Source organism: Mesorhizobium sp. M1004 (assembly GCF_040318795.1).
Taxonomy (GTDB): domain Bacteria; phylum Pseudomonadota; class Alphaproteobacteria; order Rhizobiales; family Rhizobiaceae; genus Mesorhizobium.
Genome location: NZ_JAMYNB010000008.1, coordinates 75,519 through 97,624, shown reverse-complemented (window position 1 = coordinate 97,624; position 22,106 = coordinate 75,519). Strand labels below are relative to the sequence as shown.

Genomic DNA, 22,106 nt, shown 5'->3' with positions numbered 1-22,106 from the left:
GGGATGGCCCAATTCCGTGTTTCTGGACAGGGTGGGGCGTGCCCGCTAAAAGGCCAAGTCAATCTTCTAAAAAGCAGAGACCAGTGTCCGCCGGCCGTGCCGGCGGTTTTCGCGAAAAGGCAGCAGTCATGAGTGGCGTGAACGAGATCCGGTCGACATTCCTCGACTATTTCCGCAAGGAGGGCCACGAGGTCGTGGCCTCGAGCCCGCTGGTGCCGCGCAACGACCCGACGCTGATGTTCACCAATGCCGGCATGGTGCAGTTCAAGAACGTCTTCACCGGCCTGGAGAAGCGGTCCTATTCGCGCGCCACCACTGCGCAGAAAAGCGTGCGCGCCGGCGGCAAGCACAACGACCTCGACAATGTCGGCTACACCGCGCGCCATCTGACCTTCTTCGAAATGCTCGGCAATTTCTCCTTCGGCGACTATTTCAAGGAGCGCGCCATCGAGCTGGCCTGGAACCTGATCACCAAGGAGTTCGGGCTGAACAAGGACAAGCTGCTGGTCACCGTCTATCACACCGATGACGAGGCGGCCGGCTTCTGGAAGAAGATCGCCGGTTTCTCCGACGACCGCATCATCCGCATCCCGACCTCCGACAATTTCTGGGCGATGGGCGACACCGGACCGTGCGGGCCGTGCTCGGAAATCTTCATCGACCGTGGCGAGCACATCTGGGGCGGCCCTCCCGGCAGCCCGGAGGAGGACGGCGACCGCTTCCTTGAATTCTGGAACCTGGTGTTCATGCAATATGAGCAGGTCACCAAGGAAGAGCGCATCGACCTGCCGCGGCCGTCGATCGACACCGGCATGGGCCTGGAGCGCATGGCGTCCATCCTGCAAGGGGTGGAGAGCGTCTTCGAGACCGACCTGTTCCGCCACCTGATCGATGCGGCGTCATCGGCGCTCGGGCAGCGCCCGGACAAGGAGACGGTCGCCTCCTTCCGCGTCATTGCCGACCATCTGCGCTCGTCCTCCTTCCTGGTTGCCGATGGCGTGCTGCCGTCGAACGAAGGCCGCGGCTATGTGCTGCGCCGCATCATGCGCCGCGCCATGCGCCATGCGCAGTTGCTCGGCGCCAAGGAGCCGTTGATGTGGAAGCTGGTGCCGGCGCTGGTGCGTGAGATGGGCCAGGCCTATCCCGAACTGCTGCGCGGCGAACAGCTGATTACCGAGACGCTGAAGCTCGAGGAGACACGCTTCCGCAAGACGCTGCTGCGTGGCCTCGGCCTGCTCTCGGAGGCCACGGAGACGCTTCATGCCGGTGACATGCTGGACGGCGAGACCGCCTTCAAGCTCTACGACACTTATGGCTTCCCGCTTGATCTGACGCAGGACGCGCTGCGCCAGCGCAGCATCTCAGTCGACCTTGCCGGCTTCACCCATGCGATGGAGCAGCAGAAGGCCGAAGCGCGCAAGCATTGGGCTGGCTCCGGCGACGCGGCCACCGAGACCATCTGGTTTTCTGTACGCGAGAAGGCCGGCGCCACCGAATTCCTCGGCTACGAGACCGAACAGGCGGAAGGCCTCATCCAGGCACTGGTCAAGGACGGCAAGACCGTCGATAGCGCCGGCAAGGGCGACGTGGTGGCGGTGGTCGTCAACCAGACGCCGTTCTATGGCGAGTCCGGCGGCCAGATGGGCGACACCGGTATCATCTCCGGCGAAGGTTTCTCGATCGAGGTTTCCGACACGCAGAAAAAGGCCGACGGCCTGTTCGTGCATCTGGGCAAGGTGACGAACGGCACGGTCAAGCCAGGTGCAGCCGTCGAGCTGAAGGTTGACCATGCGCGCCGCACCCGGCTGCGTGCCAATCATTCGGCAACGCATCTGATCCACGAGGCGCTGCGCGAGGTGCTGGGCACCCATGTCGCGCAGAAGGGCTCGCTGGTCGCGCCCGAGCGCCTGCGCTTCGACATCTCGCATAACAAGCCGATCTCGGCCGAAGATCTCGAAGAGGTCGAGCGCATGGCCAACGAAATCGTCGTCCAGAACAGCCCGGTGACGACGCGGCTGATGTCGGTCGATGACGCCATTGCCGAGGGCGCCATGGCGCTGTTCGGCGAGAAATATGGTGACGAGGTGCGTGTCGTTTCGATGGGCACCGGCGTGCATGGCGCCAAGGCCAACCGGCCCTATTCGGTCGAGCTCTGCGGTGGCACCCATGTCCGGGCGACCGGCGATATTGGTCTGGTCCGTGTCGTCTCCGACAGCGCGGTCGCCGCCGGCGTGCGCCGCATCGAGGCGCTGACCGGCGAAGCCGCACGAAAATATCTCGACGAGCAGGACAGGCGCCTGAAGGCGACGGCGGCTGTGTTGAAGATTTCGCCGGCCGACGTGCCGGCGCGTGTCGAGGCGCTGCTCGAGGAACGCAAGAAGCTCGAGAAGGAACTGAGCGAAGCCCGCAAGAAACTCGCGCTGGGCGGTGGTGCCGCGGCCGATGTTCCGGCCACCACCGAAACCGTCGCCGGTATCGGCTTCCTCGGCAAAGCGGTTTCCGGCGTGTCGCCGAAGGATTTGAAGCCGCTGGCCGATGCCGGCAAGACTTCCCTCGGCTCAGGCGTCGTCGTCTTCGTCGGTGCGGGCGAAGACAACAAGGCAAGCGTCGTGGTCGCAGTGACGGACGATCTCGTCGGCCGCTTCAGCGCTGTCGATCTTGTGCGCGTTGCCTCGGCCGCATTGGGCGGGCAGGGCGGTGGCGGACGGCCCGACATGGCGCAAGCCGGCGGCCCGGACGCCTCGAAGGCCAATGATGCGATCGCCGCGGTGAGGGCGGCGCTGGAGGCAGCCTGAAAGCCACCCTATGTCGTATCTGGTTTGTGTGCGGCTTTCCGGCCTTCGCCGCCGTGCTTGCCATTCTGTGGCTGATAGTGGCAAGCCGGCAATCAGCTCTTAGACGGTCCGTCTAGCTAGTTCTTTTCGCCGCCTTCAGGGCGCGCGTCATTCTGCTGGAATCGCCCCAGGTGGACAGCCAGATCAGCACGTCCGTGGCGATCGAAATCAGCGACCGTAAAAAGTTCAGCGCCGGGCCGGGCGATTTCAGCTGCTCTTCGGCGTGATGGAGATGGGCGAGCTCTTCCTCGCGGATCGCCAGGATGATGCCGTGCAAGTCGTGGTCGCGATTGGCGAGGAAAAACAGCTGATCGTCCAGATGGCGATGCACCGCCGCTTCAACCGCCGCCGTGCAGGCCCAGGTGCCTTGCGGACCGAGCAGGGCGGTGACAAAACCCAGCACCCAGCCACCCCAGCTCCAGAACTGCATCACCCGGCACGGTCGCGACCGCCGCGCCGGCATGGCGGCGCGGAACGCAGCGCAATGCGTGCGCTCGTGCCCAAGCATCTCCGACAAGGATGGCACGCAATCCGGCCATAAGCGCCTGGCGACAAGAATCTGCGCCGAATATATCCTGATCGCACCAAACTCACCGGCGTGGTTGACCCTGACAATTCTGGCGACGGTGAGCGCGTCCTGGCGAGATGGGTCAGCCATGGCCCGAACCCATATCAGCCCGCCGCCAGGCTCGGACGTTTTGCGATGCCCTCCCACCAGGCCTGGATGTCGGCGAACGCCGCAAGCAGCTTTTGCCCGTCGGCGACCTTGACGAAATAGGCGATGATGGATGCCGCATGCAGGTCGGCCAGCGTCAGATGGTCCCCGAGCAGCCACGGCCCGGGAGGCTTGAGTGCGGTGAGCACCCGCAGCACCGTTTCCGCCTGGCGCAGCCCGTTAGCGACCAGTGCCTCGTCTGGCGCTTCCTTCTCAAGCCGCTCGACGGCGACGTCCCAGACCATCGATCTGTAGGCATAGGCGTCGAGCATGCCGATGATCTGGTTCATCGTTGCGCGGGTGCGGGCGTCTTTTGGCTGCAGTGCCGGGCCGTCGAACGCCTCGTCGACATAGCGGGCGATTGCGCTGGTTTCGAACAGGCGAAACCCGCCGTGCTCGAAGGCCGGAATGCGGCCGAAAGGGTGATGCTCGAAGTACCAGGCGGGAGTGCCCTCGGCGGCAAAGACATCGACCGGCACAAGGTCGTAGTCGATGCCTTTTTCCGCCAGCACGAGGCGGACGATGCGCACATAGACGCTGTAGTCCGCCCCGTAGACGACCGGCTTGGCCATGGCTGCCGGCTTACGCCATCGCCTTCTGCAAATTCTCGTCGATCTTGTCGAGGAAGCCGGTGGTCGACAGCCATGGTTGGTCGGGACCGATCAAGAGCGACAGGTCCTTGGTCATGAAGCCGCTCTCAACCGTCTGGATGCAGACCTTCTCCAGCGTGTCGGCAAATCGCTTCAACTCGGCATTATCGTCGAGCTTGGCGCGGTGGGCGAGGCCGCGCGTCCAGGCGAAGATCGAGGCGATCGAATTGGTCGAGGTTTCCTCGCCCTTCTGGTGCTGGCGATAGTGGCGCGTCACGGTGCCGTGCGCGGCCTCCGCTTCCACCGTCTTGCCGTCCGGCGTCATCAGCACGGAGGTCATCAGGCCAAGCGAGCCAAAACCTTGCGCCACCGTGTCGGACTGGACGTCGCCGTCATAATTCTTGCAGGCCCAGACGTAGCCGCCAGACCATTTCAGGGCGGAGGCCACCATGTCGTCGATCAGCCGGTGCTCGTACCACAGCTTCTTCGCCTTGAACTCGGCCTCGAATTCAGCCTCGTAGACCTCCTGGAAAATGTCCTTGAAGCGGCCATCATAGGCTTTGAGGATGGTGTTCTTGGTCGAGAGATAAACCGGATAGTTGCGCAGCAGGCCGTAATTCAGCGAGGCGCGGGCGAATTCCCGGATGGAGTCGTCGAGATTGTACATCGCCATGGCAACGCCGGCGCCGGGTGCGTCGTACACGTCATGCTCGATCACCTTGCCGTCCTCGCCGACGAACTTGATGGTCAGCTTGCCCTTGCCGGGGAAGCGGAAGTCGGTGGCGCGATACTGGTCGCCGAAAGCATGACGGCCGACGATGATGGGCTTGGTCCATCCCGGCACCAGACGCGGCACGTTCTTCATGATGATCGGTTCGCGGAAAATGGTGCCGCCGAGAATGTTACGGATGGTGCCGTTCGGCGACTTCCACATCTTCTTCAGCTTGAATTCCTCGACGCGCTGCTCGTCGGGCGTGATCGTCGCGCATTTCACGCCAACGCCCCATTTCTTGATGGCATTGGCCGAATCGATGGTCACCTGGTCGTTGGTGGCGTCGCGGTGCTCGACGCCGAGGTCGTAATATTCGAGCTTCAGGTCGAGATAAGGGTGGATCAGCTTGTCCTTGATGAACTGCCAGATGATGCGGGTCATCTCGTCGCCGTCGAGCTCGACGACCGGGTTCGCCACCTTGATCTTCGCCATGAAAAGAATGCCTCGCTTTTGGGGAACTAAACGGCCTTGCCCGCATGGCTTCGGCCGGGGATGCGGAGCGTATATCAAAGCCTATTTGGCCGCGCAAACGCCGATCCGTGCAGAATGGGTCGTCTGTGCCGCGACCGGTGTTTTGCAAAAGCTTCATTTTGCCGAGCGGATGTGGCAGGGAACGCTGAAATGCCGCAAACAGCAGTTCATTGAGATCATGTCCGCCGTCGGTCATCCTGAAAACGCATCCGCCGCCGGGCCGGCGATCATCCTGGTCGAGCCGCAGCTCGGCGAGAATATCGGCATGGTTGCGCGCGCCATGGCCAATTTCGGCCTTGCCGAACTGAGACTGGTCAACCCGCGTGACGGCTGGCCGAGCGAGAAGGCGCGCGCCGCCGCCAGCCGCGCCGACCATGTCATCGATTCCGTAACAGTGTTCGGCGATCTGGCGTCCGCCGTCGCCGACCTCAACTTCGTCTTCGCCACCACGGCGCGGGAGCGCGACGGCTTCAAACCCGTGCGTGGTCCGGTCGAGGCGGGCAGGGCGCTGAGGGCGCGTCAGATGGCCGGCCTGCGCACCGGCATCTTGTTCGGCCGCGAGCGTTTTGGGCTCTACAATGACGAGGTCGGGCTGGCCGACGAGATCGTCACCTTTCCGGTCGATCCCGGCTTTTCGTCGCTCAACATCGCCCAGGCCGTGCTGTTGATGTCCTATGAATGGATGAAATCCGGCCTGGAGGACGAGACGGCGACTAATTTCTCCAGTCCTGAAATGAAGCCGGCGAGCAAGGAAGAGTTGCACGGCCTGTTTGCCTATCTCGAAGGCGCGCTCGAAGCGCGCGGTTATTTCCGCCCGGCGCCCAAGAAACCCAAGATGGTCGACAATCTGCGCGCCGTCTTGACGCGCGCCGGTTTCGCCGAGCCGGAACTGAAAGTGCTGCGTGGCATCATCTCGTCGCTCGACCGGTTTTCGCCGGCCATGCCGCGCGGTGACGGCTCGCCGGGAGACGATCCAAGGCGTTTGCCGGCCGCTGCGCGAAAACGCCACGCAGACAAAGAAGATTAGAAATCGCTAAGCTTCGAACGGCTGAAGTAACCGAATTTTATTTGCCTCTCGTCCATTGTTGTCAAAACGGTGGGGTGGCAAATGTTCACGTCCAAAATCGGCCGTATGCGCTTCTTGTTCTATTCGCTCGGCGTAGCCCTGCTCGAGGCCGTTCTTGCTGTGCTGTGCATCGTTGGCACGATCGGCTTTGAGGGGCTGGTCAACTCGGCGCCCGGTCCATCGCGGCAAGGCATGGCAGGCGCGGTTCTGATCGTTTCCCTCCTGGCTGTGGTCATGCGTGCCAACATCGCCTGGCGACGCAGCCGCGACGCCAACGGCAAAGCCTGGATCCTGTGGTCCTACATCGTGTTCTGCGCCATCTACGCCTTTCTGCAGGCAGGCACGCTGCTGGTCATCGATTTCAACAATCCGGAAAGCACGTCCAGCGGTTTGAACCTGCTTGCGCTGTCGATCTTTGGCCTTTGGTGCACGATTCTGGTGGCTAAGCCGGTGGCGGGCATCAATATCGACGAACTGACATCGGTTTTCGATTTCGATGGCGATACGCCCATGCCTGCGGCATCCGGCCGGACGGCCAGCAGCACGACACAGTCTTCCATGCGCAACGCCACACCGGCCACGCGCTCGGTGCCGTCCGCCCAGCCTCTGGGCCGTCCGCGGCCCGCCGGCTTCGGCAAGCGCGGGCTCTAGAGCAACCGAGGCAAGGTCGTCTTCGCCGGCTTTGCGTGGAAGTTGCTAACATTCGCCACTTCAAGGCCATGATGGTTGCAGATAGAACGGCATTGGCCAATGACCGCCAAGCCTTCTGATCCAGCCTCTTTCATGGTCCGATATCAATGAGCCACCGTCCGATACTGATGTTCGATTCCGGCGTTGGCGGTTTGACCGTGCTGCGCGAAGCGCGCGTGCTGATGCCCGACCGGCGCTTCGTCTACGTCGCCGATGACAAGGCCTTTCCCTACGGCGCCTGGGAAGAGCCGGCGCTGCAGGCCCATATAGTCGAGCTCTTCGCCAAGCTGCTCGACCGTTTTGATCCGGAAATTTCGGTCGTCGCCTGCAATACCGCTTCGACGCTGGCGATCGATGCGTTGCGGGAAAAATTCCCTGGCCATCCCTTTGTCGGCACGGTGCCGGCAATCAAGCCGGCTGCCGAGCGCACCCGGTCCGGGCTGGTCTCGGTGCTGGCGACGCCGGGCACGGTGAAGCGCCAGTACACGCGCGACCTGATCGGCAAATGGGCGCAGAAATGCCATGTCCGGCTGGTCGGCAGCAACAATCTGGCCGGACTGGCCGAGGCCTACATGCGCGAGGGCTTTGTCGACGAGGAGGCCGTGCGTGCCGAGATCGCACCGTGTTTCGTGCAGCATGACGATTTGCGCACGGACATCGTCGTGCTCGCCTGCACGCACTATCCGTTCCTGGCTAATCGCATGCGCAAGACCGCGCCCTGGCCGGTCGACTGGATCGACCCGGCCGAGGCGATTGCGCGGCGCGCTCTGTCGCTGCTTCCGGCTGTCGACGGGCCACTGCCGCAAAGCGAGCCCGACATCGCCGTCTTTACCTCCGGAAACGCGGATTTCGCCATCAGCCGGCTGATGCAGGGTTTTGGATTGAGCGCGCGCTAATGCATGTCGCCCAAAAGTGCGCAGCGGTTTTGGGACAACGACATCCATAAAAACAAAAAACTAAGGCGCGTCGCCGACGCGCTTTAGACAGGTTCGAAGACAATGACGCGTCGATCCGGATCGGCCGAAACAAGCCTTAGCGTCAGGCCATCGCCCTGCCTGAACCCTGAGGCCTTCACATTCGCAACGACAGGCATGTCCGAGAGCTGAACGCGCACACGCTGATCACCGACGTCGGTGACGACGGCCTTGAATGTTTCACCCATGCGCCCCCTCAGCATCACCGCCTCGGCAAGGTCGATGGCCGCGTGGTTGATCTGCGAGGCGCGGGCGCCTGCGCGGCCCATCACCTTCGGCAGTCTGGAAAACGCCTCGGTAACGGCTTGCGGCACCGGCTGGCCGTTGGCGATGGCCAGCACGCAGCGCACGACATAGCGATCGGCCAGCCGCCTCAGGGGCGCTGTGGCGTGGGCATAGGTCGCGGCCATCGCCTCGTGCCAGGGGACAACGCCTTCTTCATAGGGTTGGTAGGACGCACCGGAGCCGGCGCGGCGGATTTCCAGCATCAGCGCTGCCTGGTGCATGTTGGTCGGATCGAGGGTTCGCTGATAGTCGGACAGGCTGGTCGAAGGAGGCCAGGACAGGCCTAAGGCCCGTGCCGCGCTGCGCAGTCTTTGTACTTTGGAAGCATCGGGCGGCGCCATCACCCGGAACAAGCCGGTCCGGTGTGCCAGCATGGCGTCGGCAATCGCCATGTTGGCGGCCAGCGAAAGTGCTGCGTTGTCTTGCTCGGATTGCAGCAGCGGTCTGAACGCAAGCTGGAATGTGCCATCGGCAAGCTGTTCCACCTCCTGCTCGGGCGGGTCGACGCGCGAAGCGCCGCGACGGTCTTCGGCCGCCGCCATGCGCCGCGCGATTTCGGCGAAGCCGACTGGGACGTCGGCGGCCTGCACGCTGTCATAGGCGAGCTTGGCGCGGCTTTGAATGATTGCCCGCTCCGCGCCATCCAGCCTTACCGCTCCGTCGTCGGCGATCCGGACCGTGAAGATGACAGCCGGACGCGGACCGCCGGGCAGCAAGCTCGCGGCGCCCTCGGCAATGACCCGGGGATAGAGCCCGGCCTTGCCGTCCGGCAAATACAGGGTTTCGCCCCGCGCCCAGGCTTCGCGATCCACCGCGTCGCCGTCCGCGACGAACCAGGCTACGTCGGCAATCGCATAGTGCAACAGAAGGTCGCTACCGCTCGCTTCGATCGAAAACGCTTGGTCAAGATCGGTGGAAGCCGCGGGATCGAGCGTCACGAAGGGCATCGCCGTGCGGTCGGCATGCTGGTCGGGCACGCGCCTGGCCGCCGTCTGTGCCATGGCCATTACATCAGGGGGAAATCCCTCCGGCACATGGAACTCGGTGCGGATTTTCGCGAGGCCGGTAGCGAGTGCCTGCGAGGGATCGTTCAACGATTTCATGGCGCCGTCCTACACCGGCGTTGCGGGCACGGGAAGGTGGTTTTGCCGGCAGTGCCGGCCGACCATGGGCAGGCATAAGCGCGGAACGGAAGTTGACCGCCAGCGCTGGAACCGTCGCCGGAGCGCAACGTTTCTTCCTCTGGCAGCAAAGGAGGAGCCGATATGCCTGCAACCTCAAAAGCACAGCAAAAGGCCGCTGGAGCAGCCCTGTCGGCCAAGCGCGGCGAGACCAGGAAGAGCGAGCTTCAAGGCGCGTCGAAGTCGATGTACAATTCGATGAGCGAAAAACAGCTCGAGGAATTCGCCGAGACCAAGCGCAAAGGCCTGCCGGAGAAGAAATCGGCAGACTGAAACCTTGAACCGAGTTGATAAACAAAGCCCGTGGCCGAAACCACGGGCTTCTTCGATTCAGGCCAAGCCCGAAACTCCTGACGTCACCAGCAGCGCTTCACCTTGTAGCGGATGACCTTCTTGTGGCCATGCCGCCAGATGACCTTCTTCTTCACCACGACATGGCAGGTCTGACGATGCTTGTGGCCCTGCCAATGCTTGGCCATCGCTGGCTCGGGCACGGCGATCGACATCGTCCCGGCCAGGACGGCTGCACCGACCAACGAGAGGAAAAACTTCTTCATGCGACTTCGGGCTCCTTTGGCTCCAGTCCCTTCCTAAATGCCGTCGGCGCAACAACCTCCCGCCGCATCCGGCACGGCACTCAACGCCAAAGACGTGATATGGTTGCCGGGCCCAGCGCCAGCGACGCGCTTGACTCTGCTCAAATCTCCGTTTAACGAGCCCACCAACACCGGGCCGCAATGCCCGGTTGTTTCTTTTGCATGGCAAGCCCGGGAAAGCAGGTTTATCGTTTCCTGGGTTTTGTCTAGACTGACGTGTCCCGTGGGTTTTCCGCCGCGTTGCGTGGGAAAACCCTGTCAGGCCTCGAAAACGGAGGCCAGAGGAGGGCGCGTTTCCTTCACCCGGACCATGAGGCTCCGGGTGGTTTGTTTTGAAAGGGAATGCGATGAGCAAGCGCGAATCCGCGAAGTACAAGATCGACCGCCGTCTCGGCGAAAACATCTGGGGCCGCCCGAAGTCCCCGGTCAACAAGCGTGAATACGGCCCCGGCCAGCACGGCCAGCGCCGCAAGGGCAAGCTTTCCGATTTCGGCCTGCAGCTGCGCGCCAAGCAGAAGCTGAAGGGTCACTATGGTGATGTCTCCGAAAAGCAGTTCCGCAAAGTCTATGAAGAGGCTGATCGCCGCAAGGGCGACACCTCCGAGAACCTGATCGGCCTGCTCGAGTCGCGTCTCGACGCGGTCGTCTACCGCTCCAAGTTCGTGCCGACCATTTTCGCGGCTCGCCAGTTCGTCAACCACGGCCACGTCAACGTCAACGGCAAGCGCGTCAACATCGGCTCGTACCGTTGCAAGCCGGGCGACGTCGTCGAAGTGCGCGAAAAGTCGAAGCAGCTGGTCATCGTGCTGGAAGCGGTCGGCCTCGCCGAGCGCGACGTGCCGGACTATATCGAAGTCGATCACAACAAGATGGTCGCGACCTTCTCGCGCATCCCCGGCCTGGCCGACGTTCCGTTCGCCGTGCAGATGGAGCCGAACCTGGTCGTCGAATTCTATTCGCGCTGATCGATCGCTTTTCTGCGATACCGGAAAGGGCCGCCCGTCGAGGCGGCCTTTTCTTTGTCGGCCATGTCCGCTAATCCGGCACTCTCGGCTATGGAAAGCGACAAGCCATGAATATGCTGGCAGACATCGAAAAAGTTGAACCGATTGCTGAAGGCGGCTTCCATCCGCTGTTTGCCGACGTGCCGTCATCGGTCGAGTTCAACAAACTGCGTAAGCGGCTGTTGCGGTTAACCCGTCAGGCGGTCGAGGATTTCGCCATGGCAAGGCCCGGCGACCGCTGGCTGGTGGCCTTGTCCGGCGGCAAAGATTCCTACGGCCTGCTCGCCGTGCTGCTCGATCTCAAATGGCGCGGCCTTTTGCCGGTCGAGCTGCTCGCCTGCAATCTCGACCAGGGCCAGCCGAACTTTCCGAAGCACATTTTGCCCGATTACCTCAATGCGCATGGCATCGCCCATCGCATCGAGTATCAGGACACCTATTCGGTGGTCACCGACAAGCTGCCTCAGGGCAGCACCTATTGTTCGCTGTGCTCGCGGCTGCGGCGCGGCCATCTCTATCGCATCGCGCGCGAGGAGGGCTGTTCGGCGCTGGTGCTCGGCCACCACCGCGAGGACATTCTCGAAACCTTCTTCATGAATCTAATCCATGGCGGCCGCCTTGCCGCCATGCCGCCAAAGCTGCTCAATGACGACGGTGACGTCATGGTGCTGCGGCCGCTGAGCTACTGCGCCGAGGTCGATCTGGAGAAATTCGCCGCCGCGATGAAATTCCCGATCATTCCCTGCGATCTCTGCGGCAGCCAGGAAGGCCTGCAGCGCAACGCCATGAAGGCGATGCTGGACGATATGGAAAAGCGCATACCGGGCCGCAAGGATACGATGCTGCGCGCGCTGTCCAACACCAGGCCCTCGCATCTGCTCGACAGAAAGCTGTTCGACTTTGCCGCCCTCAATGGCAGCCTCAGCACAGGACAAGACATTTCCGATGATATTTGACGACCAAGCGATCGACTGGCTGGCCGAGCTTCTCGCCGATGCAGCCAGGGCCGAAATCATGCCGCGCTTCCGCCGGCTGGGTGAGGGCGACATCAGGCAGAAGACCTCGGCCGCCGACCTGGTGACCGAGGCCGACATCAACGCCGAGCGGCTGATCACGGCCAGGCTGCGCGAGCGCTATCCGACGGCGATGATCGTCGGCGAGGAAGCCTGTTCCGACAATCCGGCGCTGCTTCAGGGGCTCGGTGATGCCGACCTCGCCTTCGTCGTCGACCCGGTCGACGGCACCTTCAACTTCGCCTCCGGCGTGCCGCTCTTCGGCGTCATGCTGAGCGTCGTCGTCAAGGGCGAAACCGTCGCCGGTATCATCCATGACCCCGTAGGCCGGGACTGGCTGATCGGCGCCAAGGGCGCCGGCAGCCATATCCGCCATGCGCATGGCGCGCTGGAGACGGTGCACGTCGCCGATGCCGTGCCGATCTCACAGATGACCGGCTCCGTCTCCTGGCAATATCTGGCGGAACCGCAACGCTCGCTCCTGGCGCGCAACCAGACCAAGACCCTGTCGCAGTTCGGCTATCGCTGCGCGGCACATGAATACCGTCTTCTGGCCAGCGGCCATGCCCATTTCGTCGTCTACAACAAACTGATGCCGTGGGACCATCTGGTCGGTGTGCTGATCCACGCCGAGGCCGGCGGCTACACCGCGCGGATCGACGGTAGCGCCTATCTGCCCTCGCATATCGACGGCGGCATTCTTGTCGCCCCGGACAAGGAAAGCTGGCAGGAGTTGCGCAGGGAACTCTGGGCGCAATAATCGGTCCCCACTGCTGGTAGAGGCTTTCGTCAAGTATATTGGCTCTGTTATAGTGTCCAATCTCTCGCGAAGTCGGAAGCTGCGAAATGAAACATCGGTCCGCAATTGTTGCAACGGCGCTTGCACTTGCCTTGGCCGCCGCTGGCGCCACTGAGGCAAGATCGCAGGAACGCGCGTGCGGCAGTCGCGATCCCGTCGATACCATAGACGAGATGTTTTCCGCGATCTTTGCCTGTTGGCAGCCGCCGCCTGGAAGTGCTGGCATGACCCTGACGCTGAGTTTCTCAATTCGCAAAAACGGCACGCTGATGGGCAAACCGCGCGCCACTTTCTCCCATATGGGAGATGATGCCTCGCTCAACCGGGTCTTTGTGTCATCCGTGCTCGAAGCGCTCGACAGGGCTCTGCCGATGCCGCTGTCGGACAGCATGGGTGGCGCCATCGCAGGGCGCCCGCTGTTCCCTCGTTTCACGGCAGTGATTGGCGGCGCATCCTGAAACGCGTCGCATAAAGGTGGATGCGGTTTTGAGACCAACAATCTCAAGGCGCGTCGCTCAATGCAGGTCGGTGACGTGCCCTGAAATGGGTGGGTTGTGCGGCTGGAACATCTTGCCGCGCTCGGCGATCAGGATCATCAGGAGGGCCGCGACCGAGACGCTGCAGAAGCCGGCGGCAAGCGGCGTCACCGTGCCGTTGAAGGCCTGGCCGATCAGCGTGCCGAGGATGCCGCCGAGAAAAGTCTGCATGAAGCCCAGGATGGACGACGCGGTGCCCGCCAGTTGGCCGAGCGGCTCCATCGCGAGCGCGTTGAAATTGGCGCCGAGCGCGCCGAACGGGAGCATCGCACTGGCGAAGAAGGTGATGAACAGCCAGAGTGGCATCTTCATTTGAAGCGAAACGGTGAGCCAGGCAAGGCTGATCACCAGGAACAACAGCAGTGCGCTCTGCGACAGGCGGCGCATGCCGATGCGGCCGACCAGCCGCGAGTTGAGGTAGTTCGAAAAAGCGAGAACGCCGGCGACACCCGCGAAGATGACAGGAAACAATTCGCCGACATGAAAAATGTCGACATAGATCTGCTGTGCGGAGGCGATGAAGCCGAACATGGCGGCGAAAATGAAGGTGCTGGCAAAGGCGTAGCAAAGCGCCATGCGGTTGGTGAGCACGATGCGGAAACCACCGACGACGGATGAGACCGTCAGCGGCCGGCGGTACTCCGGATGCAGCGTCTCCGGCAGCCGCAGCAGCGACCACGCCGACACGATCAGCGCCCCGACGGCCATGGTGACGAAGATCCAGTGCCATGTTGCGAACAGCATGATGACCTGGCCGATCCCAGGCGCGATCACCGGGATGGCCATGAACACCATGAAGATCAGAGACATCACCTCGGCCATGCGCCGACCGTCGAACGTGTCGCGCACGATCGAGACGGCGATGACGCGGGTCGCCGCCGCACCGATGCCTTGCACCAGCCGGCACAGCAGCAGGACGGCGAATGACGGGGCGATGGCGGCAGCTGCCGCCGCCACGACATAGATCGCCAGCCCGGCAACGAGCGGCGCGCGGCGCCCGAACCGGTCCGAGATCGGTCCGAAGAAAAGCTGTCCGCCACCGAAGCCCAATATATAGGCGGTGATCACATACTGGCGGTGGTTTTCATTCTCAACGCCAAGCGTGGCGCCGATTTGCTGCAGTGCTGGCAGCATGATGTCGATGGCCAGCGAGTTCAACGCCATCAGTGCCGCGCACAGCGCGATGAATTCCCAGCGCGGAATAGGCAATTTGCGTGCCTGTTGCGGCGCTTTTGCTGGCTGGTCCACGGCGGGTCCGATCTTCAAAACGAATATGCGCCGGCATGCCGGCGCATAAGTTCGTCCTCACTCCGATAGGGGGAGGTAACATTTTGCCGGGGCGGGGCTGCCCCGTCTCAACTCAGAATCAGGCTGTCGCTTTGACGCTGACGCCCTTGTCGACGAGCAACGTCTGCAGCTCGCCCGCCTGGAACATTTCGCGGATGATGTCGCAGCCGCCGACGAATTCGCCCTTGACGTAAAGCTGCGGGATCGTCGGCCAGTTCGAATATTCCTTGATGCCTTGGCGCAGTTCGGCCGAGGTCAGCACGTCGACGCCCTTGTAGTCGGCGCCGATGTAATCGAGGATCTGGACGACCTGGCCGGAAAAGCCGCACTGCGGAAAACCGGGCGTGCCCTTCATGAAAAGGACGACGTCGTTGCCCTTCACTTCGCTGTCGATGTAGTCGTTGATGCCGCTCATGAGATATCCTTTCACGCCTGTGGGAGTCAGGCTCGAAGCATAGCCATCAAATAAACCCATAGATGGGCCGAAACAAGATGTTTGCGCCGCCGTCGCGGAAATGGCGCAAAGGATCGCCTGTCTTGGGCCAAGCATCCCTGCCGATTGCAGCCTCCGGGACATGATGAAAAGACGATATGGCGCCGCCCTTCTGATCGCCATCCTGCTGGCCGCGATTGCCGTTGTCTGGTGGCCGAGACGCCCGGAGCCGCCGCGGCTGGTCATTGGCGGTGACCTGCCCGCGCCTTGCCGGATTGTCGCCTTCGAGGCGGTGACCTATGTCGTCTGCACGGTCGACCTGCGGACCTACAACCTCGCTGTCTTTCACGTCGGTGCCGACGGCAAGCCCTTCGGCTCGCTGGAGGCCTTCGGCAAGGCGGTTGCGGGCGAGGGGAGGCCGGTGCTGCTCGCCATGAATGGCGGCATGTATCACGAGGATTTGTCGCCGGTCGGCCTGCTGGTCGAGAACGGCAGCGAGAAGTCGCCGCTCAACCTTGCCGACGGCGAAGGCAATTTCTTCCTGAAACCGAACGGCGTCTTTCTGGTGGGCAATGACGGCAAGGCGGCTGTCATGGAAAGCAACGCCTATGCGGTTACTAAACGCGATGTTGCCTTCGCCACGCAGTCCGGCCCGATGCTGGTGATCGATGGCAAGATTCACCCACGCTTCGAGCCGAACGGAACCTCGCGCTACATCCGCAACGGCGTCGGCGTGCGCGATGAAAACACCGTTTTGCTGGCGATCTCGCGGTCTGAGGTCAGTTTCGGCAGCTTTGCGCGGCTGTTTCGCGACGCGCTACAATGCCGCAACGCGCTGTTCCTCGACGGCGCGGTCTCCGCGCTGTCGGATGGCGACAGGATGATTGTCGGCGGAAGATATCCGGCAGGGCCGATCATCTCAGTGCCGGCGAAGCCGATCACGTCAGTGTCGGCGAAGCAGCCGCAGAAACAGTAGGCCAGTCTGGCATCAGTCCGGCACGCTGGTCTGCAGGGCCAGCGCGTGCAGCACGCCGCCCATATTGCCCTTCAGCGCATCATAGACCATCTGGTGCTGCTGGACGCGGCTCTTTCCGCGGAAGCTCTCGGCCACCACTTCGGCTGCATAGTGATCGCCGTCACCGGCGAGGTCGCGGATCGTCACCTTGGCGTCCGGAATGCCGTCCTTGATCAGTTTTTCGATGTCGTGGGCATCCATTGCCATGGCAAAATCCTGTTCTGGGCGGCTAGGCACGAGTGACTCGGACGGCAGCCTAAAGCCTTTCTGGTCCGGGTTGAAGCCGTTCTGTCGGCGACGCAGTGTCTAAGGGCCATCCTGCCGCGGGTGAACCACACCATCTTCGGTAATGTCGTCGCGGGTCGAGAACCCCCGGCCAAGGCTGAACACCAGGACATAGAGCGGGATGTTGAGCGCCAGGTTGATGATCGGGAGATAGCTGGTCATCTGCCACAAGGGCGAAAAGAATGGTTGGCCATAGCCGTCGCAGATCAGCGATGAGCCGTATTCCCACAGCGCGCCGGTAATGACCGCAACGGCAAAGAGCTTGATGCAGGTGGCGACATGCCTTGCGCGCGCCGGGTTCGGCAAAAGGCGGCTCCACAGCACCAGGCAGAGGATGGGGATCGCATAGATCAGGCTTTGAAAGGCCAGCATCGGCAGTGTGCCATTGGCCGCCTCAAGGAACTGGTCACGCCTTTCCAGCAGCGGACAGACCTCGCTCGAGGTCGTCGACAGCAGGAAAAAGACGAACGGCCCGAGGAACCAGAAGAAGAACAGCGACGGCCAGAAGACGACTGCGATCAGCGTCCGGGCTGCCAGGCTGGTCAACTGGACTTGTCCATGAAGTTCGGGAACCAGCCTTCGTGGGCGGCGGTCAATTCGCTGACCGGGATCGCCCTGGCATCGCCGAGCTTCAGTTCGTTTCCACCGGTCGAGCCGATCCATGGCGCAAAGATGCCGAGCTTGCTCTGTTCCTCGCGGATGGCGTCCCATTCCTTGCTCTGCGGATCGACGGACAGCGTCAGCAGGTAGCGGCCCTGGTCTTCGCCGAACCAGACCGGGATCGGGTCGGTGCCGGCGAGCCCCGGAATTGTGGCGCCGATGCCGGACGCCATCGCCATTTCGGCCAGGGCTATCGCCAAGCCGCCATCGGAAAGGTCATGGGCCGCGGTCACGACGCCCGACGCGATCAGCGCGCGGACATGGTCGCCGACGCGCTTTTCGTGCGCGAGGTCGACGGATGGCGGCGGCCCGTCGGTACGGCCATGGATGTCCCTGAAATAGGCGGACTGGCCGAGATGGCTGCCCCAGCTTGCGGGTGCGCCGACCAGCAGGATCATCTGGCCCTCGGCGGCGAAGCCGATACGGGTCATCTTCGACCAGTCGGCGATCAGCCCGACGCCGCCGATGGTCGGCGTCGGCAGGATGCCCTGGCCGTTGGTTTCATTGTAGAGCGAGACATTGCCCGACACGATCGGGAAGCCGAGCGCGCGGCAGGCATCGCCAATGCCTTTCACCGCGCCGACCAGTTGGCCCATGATCTCGGGCCGTTCCGGATTGCCGAAATTGAGGTTGTCCGTCGCCGCCAGCGGCAGCGCGCCGGTGGCGGTAAGGTTGCGCCAGCATTCGGCCACCGCCTGCTTGCCGCCTTCATACGGGTCGGCCTCGCAATAGCGCGGCGTCACGTCGGAGGAGAAGGCGAGCGCCTTGGTCGGATGGCCTTCGACGCGCACCACGCCGGCGTCGCCGCCCGGAAGCTGCAGCGAATTGCCCTGGATCAGCGTGTCGTATTGCTCCCATACCCATCGCCGCGACGACAGGTCCGGCCCGCCGAGCAGTTTCAGCAGCGCGTCGGCGACATCGGCCTTCGGCGCATCGCCGGCGGCAAGCGCCGCAGGTTTCTTCGGCTCGACCCAGGGGCGGTCATATTCCGGCGCCTTGTCGCCAAGGTCCTTGATCGGCAGGTTGGCGACCTCGTCGCCCTGGTGAATGACGCGGAAGCGCAGATCGTCGGTGGTCTTGCCGACTATGGCGAAGTCGAGGCCCCATTTGTGGAAGATCGCCTCGGCTTCCTTTTCCTTCTCCGGGCGCAGCACCATCAGCATGCGCTCCTGGCTTTCCGACAGCATCATCTCATAGGCGCTCATGCGCTCTTCGCGCACCGGCACATGGTCGAGGTGAAGCTCGATGCCGAGGTCGCCCTTGGCGCCCATCTCGACCGCCGAACAGGTGAGGCCGGCCGCACCCATGTCCTGGATGGCGATGACGGCGCCGGACGCCATCAGCTCAAGGCAGGCTTCGAGCAGGCATTTTTCGGTGAAGGGATCGCCGACCTGCACGGTCGGGCGCTTCTCGTCGATCTTGTCGTCGAACTCCGCCGAGGCCATGGTGGCGCCGCCGACGCCGTCGCGGCCGGTCTTGGCGCCGAGATAGACGACCGGCAGGCCGACGCCCTTGGCTTCCGACAGGAAGATCGCATCGGTCTTGGCGAGGCCGGCGGCAAAGGCGTTGACCAGGATATTGCCGTTGTAGCGGGCGTCGAAATTGACCTCGCCGCCGACCGTCGGCACGCCGAACGCATTGCCGTAGCCGCCGACGCCGGAAACCACGCCGCTGACCAGGTGCCTGGTCTTGGGATGGTCGGGTGCGCCAAAGCGCAGCGCATTCATCGCCGCAATCGGCCGCGCGCCCATGGTGAAGACATCGCGCAATATGCCGCCGACGCCGGTCGCCGCACCCTGGTAGGGCTCAATGTAGGAGGGATGGTTGTGGCTCTCCATCTTGAAGACGACGCAGTCGCCATCGCCGATATCGACCACGCCGGCATTCTCGCCCGGACCCTGGATGACCTGAGGCCCGGTGGTCGGCAGCGTGCGCAGCCATTTCTTCGAGGATTTGTAGGAGCAGTGCTCATTCCACATCGCCGAGAAGATGCCGAGTTCGGTAAAGCTCGGTTCGCGCCCGACCAGGTCGAGGATGCGCTGATATTCGTCGGGCTTCAGCCCATGCGCGGCGATGAGTTCCGGGGTGATCGGCACGGAATTGGAAATGGTCATGGGCGGCGATTGATGTCCATGGGAGAGGGGAATTTGAGTCCCCTCATATCGCAAGCTTTGGCGTGATACACCCCATTGGATGACGAAAAACGCCGGAAAACCACAGGGCGACGATGGTAGCGGTGAGCCGCTGGGGAACGCTATGGCATCCCGGCCGTTAGGCCTCAAACCAATCAGGAGATTTCAACATGGCCACCAAGCAAGGCAAGAAAGACAATCGCCTCTCCGACAAGGAGGCCATGCATATTGCCGAGACCACCGACGTTTCGCCCAAGCAGGCCAAGGACCTGGCCGAGAAGCACGGCAAGGACAAGGGCGCGAAGGAAGCCAAAAACTTCAAGGCAGAGGGCTGAACCTGAAGATCGGGATACAGGAGGACCGAGTCAGGACGAACTGTCGTAGCCGGCGCGGCCTTCCTCCAGCAGCCGCCGGATCACCGCGACGCCGCCGGTGATGTCCTCGCGCCGCCTTGGCTGCGAGACGCCGAAACGCACGCCGTGGAATACCTGCTCGGAACGCCCCGCCTTGAACTCGTCCTCGTCGTCGAGGAGCACGCCATTTTCGAGGCATGCGCTCCTGAACGTGCCGGACAGCCAGGGATCGGGCAGCGTCAGCCAGACGAAGGGCACGCTGCCGTGTGACTTGAAGGCGAAACCCGCCAGTGTCTCGCGCACGATGGCGATGCGGGCGGCAATTTCGGCAATGCTGCGTTTGCGGATATCGCCAGCCTGCCCAGACAGCACCAGCCGCGCATTCACCTCCGCTAGCAGGAACGGCATCCCGCCGGTCATCATCTTGTGGGCGACGCGGATGCGATGGCGATAGGCGGGCGGGCAGGAGAGCCAGCCGCCGCGAACACCTGCCGCGACCGATTTCGACAGACCGCCGGCGACAATGGTGCGCTCGGGCGCATATTCGGCAATGAGCGGCGTCGGATCTTCGGTCAGGCCGCCATAGAGATCGTCCTCGATGACGATGACATTGTACGCGCGCGCGACGCGGGCGATCGCCTCGCGGCGCGAAACCGACAGGACCGCCAGCGTCGGGTTCTGCACCGTCGGCATCAGGAAAATCATCTTCGGATGCTTTTGCGCGCAGACGCGTTCGAAATCCTCGGGATCGAGACCTTCCTCGTCCGATGCGACAAGTGCAATGCGCCGCCCGATCAGCCCGGCGCTGCGGGCGATCTGCGAATAGGTGAGGTGCTCAAAGGCGACATAGTCGCCCGGTGTGGTCAGTGCCGCAATCGCCGCCATCACCGCGGCATGGGTGCCAAGCGTGGGAACGATGGTGTCGGCCGCCGGACGGAACGAATTGCGCGACAGCCAGCGGGCGCCAGCCTCGAACCAGCGCTCCGGAAAATCCCTGGTGTAGCTCGAAATCTCGTGCGGGTGATCCTGCACCGTGCGCGAGAGCATGTCAGCGACAATGGCGCCCTGGCCGATGTCGGGCGCGGCAGTGCTGTCGAAGCGCAGCTTGCCGGGCGGCGCATCGACATAGCGCGTGCCTTGCACGGCAGGCTCGGCGAATTCGGGTGACGCTTCCGATTGCTGCGCCAGCACATAGGTCCCGCGACCGACTTCGCCGCTCACCAGGCCGCGCTCGCGCAGCAGCTGATAGGCTCGGCCGATCGTGCCGACCGTCGTGCCGATATCATAGGCGAGATCGCGCTGCGGCGGCAATTTTGCCCCGGCATCGATGACGCCCTTGTCGATGTCCGACTCGATGCTGTCGGCAAGGCGCTGGTAAAGCGGACCGGAACCGATGGTGAGGTCAGGGAGCCAATTTGTCATGGTGACAATTCTGTATATTGCACCAGATCGGGTGTCAATGCATATCAGAACCGTACCAAGATGGGTACAATTTGCAAGGTTGGCAGAAAGACAATGGATACAATCGAGACAATCCGCTGCGCGGGCATTGAATTGGTCGGGCCGGCCAGCCGGCGAGGCTTTGTCGGCCGGATCGTGCACGTGGTCAGATCGCTGGCGCGATGGATCGACGTGCTGATCGAGCGCCGTCGCGGCCGCCTGGCTTTGCTCGAAATGACCGACGAGCAGCTCAGGGACATCGGTGTGTCGCGTGACGACGCTCACCGCGAAGGCATCAGGCGATTCTGGGACTAACTTGTAGTCTGGTCAGCGGCGTGTGCCGGATGTTCTTATGCGTGAGACGCCCTTGTCGGCAAGCACAGCGAGGATGCACAGCACCAGGAAAACCCCGGTGACGGCCAGCGCCGCAAGCGCGACGTTGGTCGTGCCGTTTTTCGCAACGTCGAGGAACGGGTAGGGCACTTCGCCTGCGATTGGTGCGCGTACAAGCGCATAGGCCAGATAGGCGATCGGATAGGCCATCCACCAGGAAATGTCGCTCCATCTCGCTCTGCCGTCGGCACCTGCTATCAGCCACCACAGCACGAACAGAACCGGCGTCACATAGTGCAGCAGCACGTCGCAGAGCAGGAACAGCCCCTGCGGCTGCCAGAGCTGCGCCAGAACCGTCGCATAGACGATGAAGACAAGCGCGATGGACACGGCGACGCCGGCCCGCATCCGCGGTCCGGCAAAGGCGGGCAGCCAGGCGTAGCCCGAAGGCGACAGCAGCGAGACATGGACCAGCACTGCACCGATGTTGGTCAGGATGGTGAAGAAGCTGAACAGAAAGACGATGGAGCCGAGAAAACTGCGGCCGGCTTCCATCGATGTCGGGATGGTGATGCACGCTTGCAGGACAAGCCCGGCCAGACCGATGATCAATCCCGCAATCTGCAGGAAGCGGCCCACTGG

24 protein-coding genes are annotated in these 22,106 nt (G+C 62.9%); 12 read left to right on the top strand and 12 right to left on the bottom strand.

The window, feature by feature from the left end; all coding sequences use genetic code 11:
- Positions 1 to 128: 128 nt before the first annotated feature.
- A complete protein-coding gene (alaS, locus tag NKH54_RS17975; RefSeq protein WP_353028727.1) occupies positions 129 to 2,795 on the top strand; it encodes an alanine--tRNA ligase in 2,667 nt (888 codons plus the stop codon).
- A 112-nt stretch (positions 2,796 to 2,907) separates the two neighbouring features.
- Here the strand turns inward: alaS and NKH54_RS17970 are convergent, their stop codons facing one another.
- Genes NKH54_RS17970 through NKH54_RS17960 form a run of 3 tightly spaced genes read right to left on the bottom strand, consistent with a single transcriptional unit; the run spans position 2,908 to position 5,343 of the window.
- A complete protein-coding gene (locus NKH54_RS17970; RefSeq protein WP_353028643.1) occupies positions 2,908 to 3,492 on the bottom strand; it encodes a demethoxyubiquinone hydroxylase family protein in 585 nt (194 codons plus the stop codon).
- Between the two features lie 14 nt (positions 3,493 to 3,506).
- Positions 3,507 to 4,121 (bottom strand): glutathione S-transferase family protein, encoded by a 615-nt coding sequence (locus NKH54_RS17965; protein WP_353028642.1) that lies wholly within the window; start codon positions 4,119 to 4,121, stop codon positions 3,507 to 3,509.
- Between the two features lie 10 nt (positions 4,122 to 4,131).
- Positions 4,132 to 5,343: an NADP-dependent isocitrate dehydrogenase gene (locus tag NKH54_RS17960; protein ID WP_023669114.1), complete on the bottom strand. Its 1,212-nt coding sequence runs from the start codon at positions 5,341 to 5,343 to the stop codon at positions 4,132 to 4,134.
- Between the two features lie 217 nt (positions 5,344 to 5,560).
- Between NKH54_RS17960 and NKH54_RS17955 the strand changes: the two genes are divergently transcribed.
- The 3 genes from NKH54_RS17955 to murI all read left to right on the top strand — a co-directional run bounded on the left by NKH54_RS17955 (position 5,561) and on the right by murI (position 8,034).
- Positions 5,561 to 6,409 carry an RNA methyltransferase gene (locus NKH54_RS17955; protein ID WP_353028641.1) on the top strand — a complete coding sequence of 283 codons (849 nt, stop codon included), beginning with the start codon at positions 5,561 to 5,563 and terminating at the stop codon, positions 6,407 to 6,409.
- An 81-nt stretch (positions 6,410 to 6,490) separates the two neighbouring features.
- The gene (locus tag NKH54_RS17950; RefSeq protein WP_353028640.1) at positions 6,491 to 7,099 is read left to right on the top strand and encodes a DUF805 domain-containing protein; all 609 of its coding nucleotides are present in this window, start codon (positions 6,491 to 6,493) and stop codon (positions 7,097 to 7,099) included.
- A 146-nt stretch (positions 7,100 to 7,245) separates the two neighbouring features.
- Positions 7,246 to 8,034, top strand: coding sequence for a glutamate racemase (gene murI, locus NKH54_RS17945; RefSeq protein WP_023825117.1), 789 nt, complete (start codon positions 7,246 to 7,248; stop codon positions 8,032 to 8,034).
- Positions 8,035 to 8,117: 83 nt separating this feature from the next.
- Here murI and NKH54_RS17940 read toward each other — a convergent pair whose 3' ends face one another.
- Positions 8,118 to 9,500, bottom strand: a complete 1,383-nt coding sequence (locus NKH54_RS17940; protein ID WP_023825116.1) for an RNB domain-containing ribonuclease — start codon at positions 9,498 to 9,500, stop codon at positions 8,118 to 8,120.
- A 162-nt stretch (positions 9,501 to 9,662) separates the two neighbouring features.
- Here NKH54_RS17940 and NKH54_RS17935 point away from each other — a divergent pair, with 162 nt between their 5' ends.
- Positions 9,663 to 9,851: a DUF3008 family protein gene (locus NKH54_RS17935; RefSeq protein WP_023684876.1), complete on the top strand. Its 189-nt coding sequence runs from the start codon at positions 9,663 to 9,665 to the stop codon at positions 9,849 to 9,851.
- 83 nt (positions 9,852 to 9,934) lie between these two features.
- Here the strand turns inward: NKH54_RS17935 and NKH54_RS17930 are convergent, their stop codons facing one another.
- Positions 9,935 to 10,135 (bottom strand): hypothetical protein, encoded by a 201-nt coding sequence (locus NKH54_RS17930; protein ID WP_023690200.1) that lies wholly within the window; start codon positions 10,133 to 10,135, stop codon positions 9,935 to 9,937.
- Positions 10,136 to 10,521: 386 nt separating this feature from the next.
- Here NKH54_RS17930 and rpsD point away from each other — a divergent pair, with 386 nt between their 5' ends.
- The 4 genes from rpsD (at position 10,522) to NKH54_RS17910 (ending at position 13,448) form a co-directional block, all read left to right on the top strand.
- A complete protein-coding gene (gene rpsD / locus NKH54_RS17925) occupies positions 10,522 to 11,139 on the top strand; it encodes a 30S ribosomal protein S4 (RefSeq protein ID WP_023669107.1) in 618 nt (205 codons plus the stop codon).
- 107 nt (positions 11,140 to 11,246) lie between these two features.
- Entirely contained in the window at positions 11,247 to 12,134 is an 888-nt protein-coding gene (ttcA, locus tag NKH54_RS17920; RefSeq protein WP_023731160.1) for a tRNA 2-thiocytidine(32) synthetase TtcA, read from the top strand.
- Entirely contained in the window at positions 12,124 to 12,951 is an 828-nt protein-coding gene (locus tag NKH54_RS17915) for an inositol monophosphatase family protein (RefSeq protein WP_023684879.1), read from the top strand. Before ttcA ends, NKH54_RS17915 begins: the two co-directional genes overlap by 11 nt.
- An 86-nt stretch (positions 12,952 to 13,037) precedes the next feature.
- Positions 13,038 to 13,448 carry a UCP034077 family protein gene (locus tag NKH54_RS17910; protein ID WP_353028639.1) on the top strand — a complete coding sequence of 137 codons (411 nt, stop codon included), beginning with the start codon at positions 13,038 to 13,040 and terminating at the stop codon, positions 13,446 to 13,448.
- A 57-nt stretch (positions 13,449 to 13,505) separates the two neighbouring features.
- Here NKH54_RS17910 and NKH54_RS17905 read toward each other — a convergent pair whose 3' ends face one another.
- Positions 13,506 to 14,774: a multidrug effflux MFS transporter gene (locus tag NKH54_RS17905; RefSeq protein WP_023697568.1), complete on the bottom strand. Its 1,269-nt coding sequence runs from the start codon at positions 14,772 to 14,774 to the stop codon at positions 13,506 to 13,508.
- A 118-nt stretch (positions 14,775 to 14,892) separates the two neighbouring features.
- Entirely contained in the window at positions 14,893 to 15,228 is a 336-nt protein-coding gene (grxD, locus tag NKH54_RS17900; RefSeq protein WP_023669102.1) for a Grx4 family monothiol glutaredoxin, read from the bottom strand.
- A 160-nt stretch (positions 15,229 to 15,388) separates the two neighbouring features.
- Here grxD and NKH54_RS17895 point away from each other — a divergent pair, with 160 nt between their 5' ends.
- On the top strand, positions 15,389 to 16,222 hold the full coding sequence (locus NKH54_RS17895; protein ID WP_353028638.1) for a phosphodiester glycosidase family protein: 834 nt from the start codon (positions 15,389 to 15,391) through the stop codon (positions 16,220 to 16,222).
- Between the two features lie 12 nt (positions 16,223 to 16,234).
- Here NKH54_RS17895 and NKH54_RS17890 read toward each other — a convergent pair whose 3' ends face one another.
- From NKH54_RS17890 to purL, 3 genes are all read right to left on the bottom strand, one after another.
- A complete protein-coding gene (locus NKH54_RS17890) occupies positions 16,235 to 16,468 on the bottom strand; it encodes a BolA/IbaG family iron-sulfur metabolism protein (protein ID WP_010909092.1) in 234 nt (77 codons plus the stop codon).
- Positions 16,469 to 16,567: 99 nt separating this feature from the next.
- Positions 16,568 to 17,092, bottom strand: coding sequence for a hypothetical protein (locus NKH54_RS17885; RefSeq protein WP_353028637.1), 525 nt, complete (start codon positions 17,090 to 17,092; stop codon positions 16,568 to 16,570).
- A complete protein-coding gene (gene purL / locus NKH54_RS17880) occupies positions 17,089 to 19,320 on the bottom strand; it encodes a phosphoribosylformylglycinamidine synthase subunit PurL (protein WP_352842288.1) in 2,232 nt (743 codons plus the stop codon). Before purL ends, NKH54_RS17885 begins: the two co-directional genes overlap by 4 nt.
- A 188-nt stretch (positions 19,321 to 19,508) precedes the next feature.
- On the opposite strand from purL, the gene NKH54_RS17875 reads away from it, so the two are divergent.
- Positions 19,509 to 19,673, top strand: coding sequence for a hypothetical protein (locus tag NKH54_RS17875; RefSeq protein WP_023669098.1), 165 nt, complete (start codon positions 19,509 to 19,511; stop codon positions 19,671 to 19,673).
- 30 nt (positions 19,674 to 19,703) lie between these two features.
- Here the strand turns inward: NKH54_RS17875 and NKH54_RS17870 are convergent, their stop codons facing one another.
- Positions 19,704 to 21,113: an aminotransferase-like domain-containing protein gene (locus NKH54_RS17870; RefSeq protein WP_353028636.1), complete on the bottom strand. Its 1,410-nt coding sequence runs from the start codon at positions 21,111 to 21,113 to the stop codon at positions 19,704 to 19,706.
- Between the two features lie 93 nt (positions 21,114 to 21,206).
- Between NKH54_RS17870 and NKH54_RS17865 the strand changes: the two genes are divergently transcribed.
- Positions 21,207 to 21,446, top strand: a complete 240-nt coding sequence (locus NKH54_RS17865; protein ID WP_352536862.1) for a DUF1127 domain-containing protein — start codon at positions 21,207 to 21,209, stop codon at positions 21,444 to 21,446.
- Between the two features lie 12 nt (positions 21,447 to 21,458).
- On the opposite strand, the gene NKH54_RS17860 is transcribed toward NKH54_RS17865, so the two are convergent.
- Entirely contained in the window at positions 21,459 to 22,103 is a 645-nt protein-coding gene (locus NKH54_RS17860) for a Pr6Pr family membrane protein (RefSeq protein WP_353028635.1), read from the bottom strand.
- Between the last annotated feature and the right edge of the window lie 3 nt (positions 22,104 to 22,106).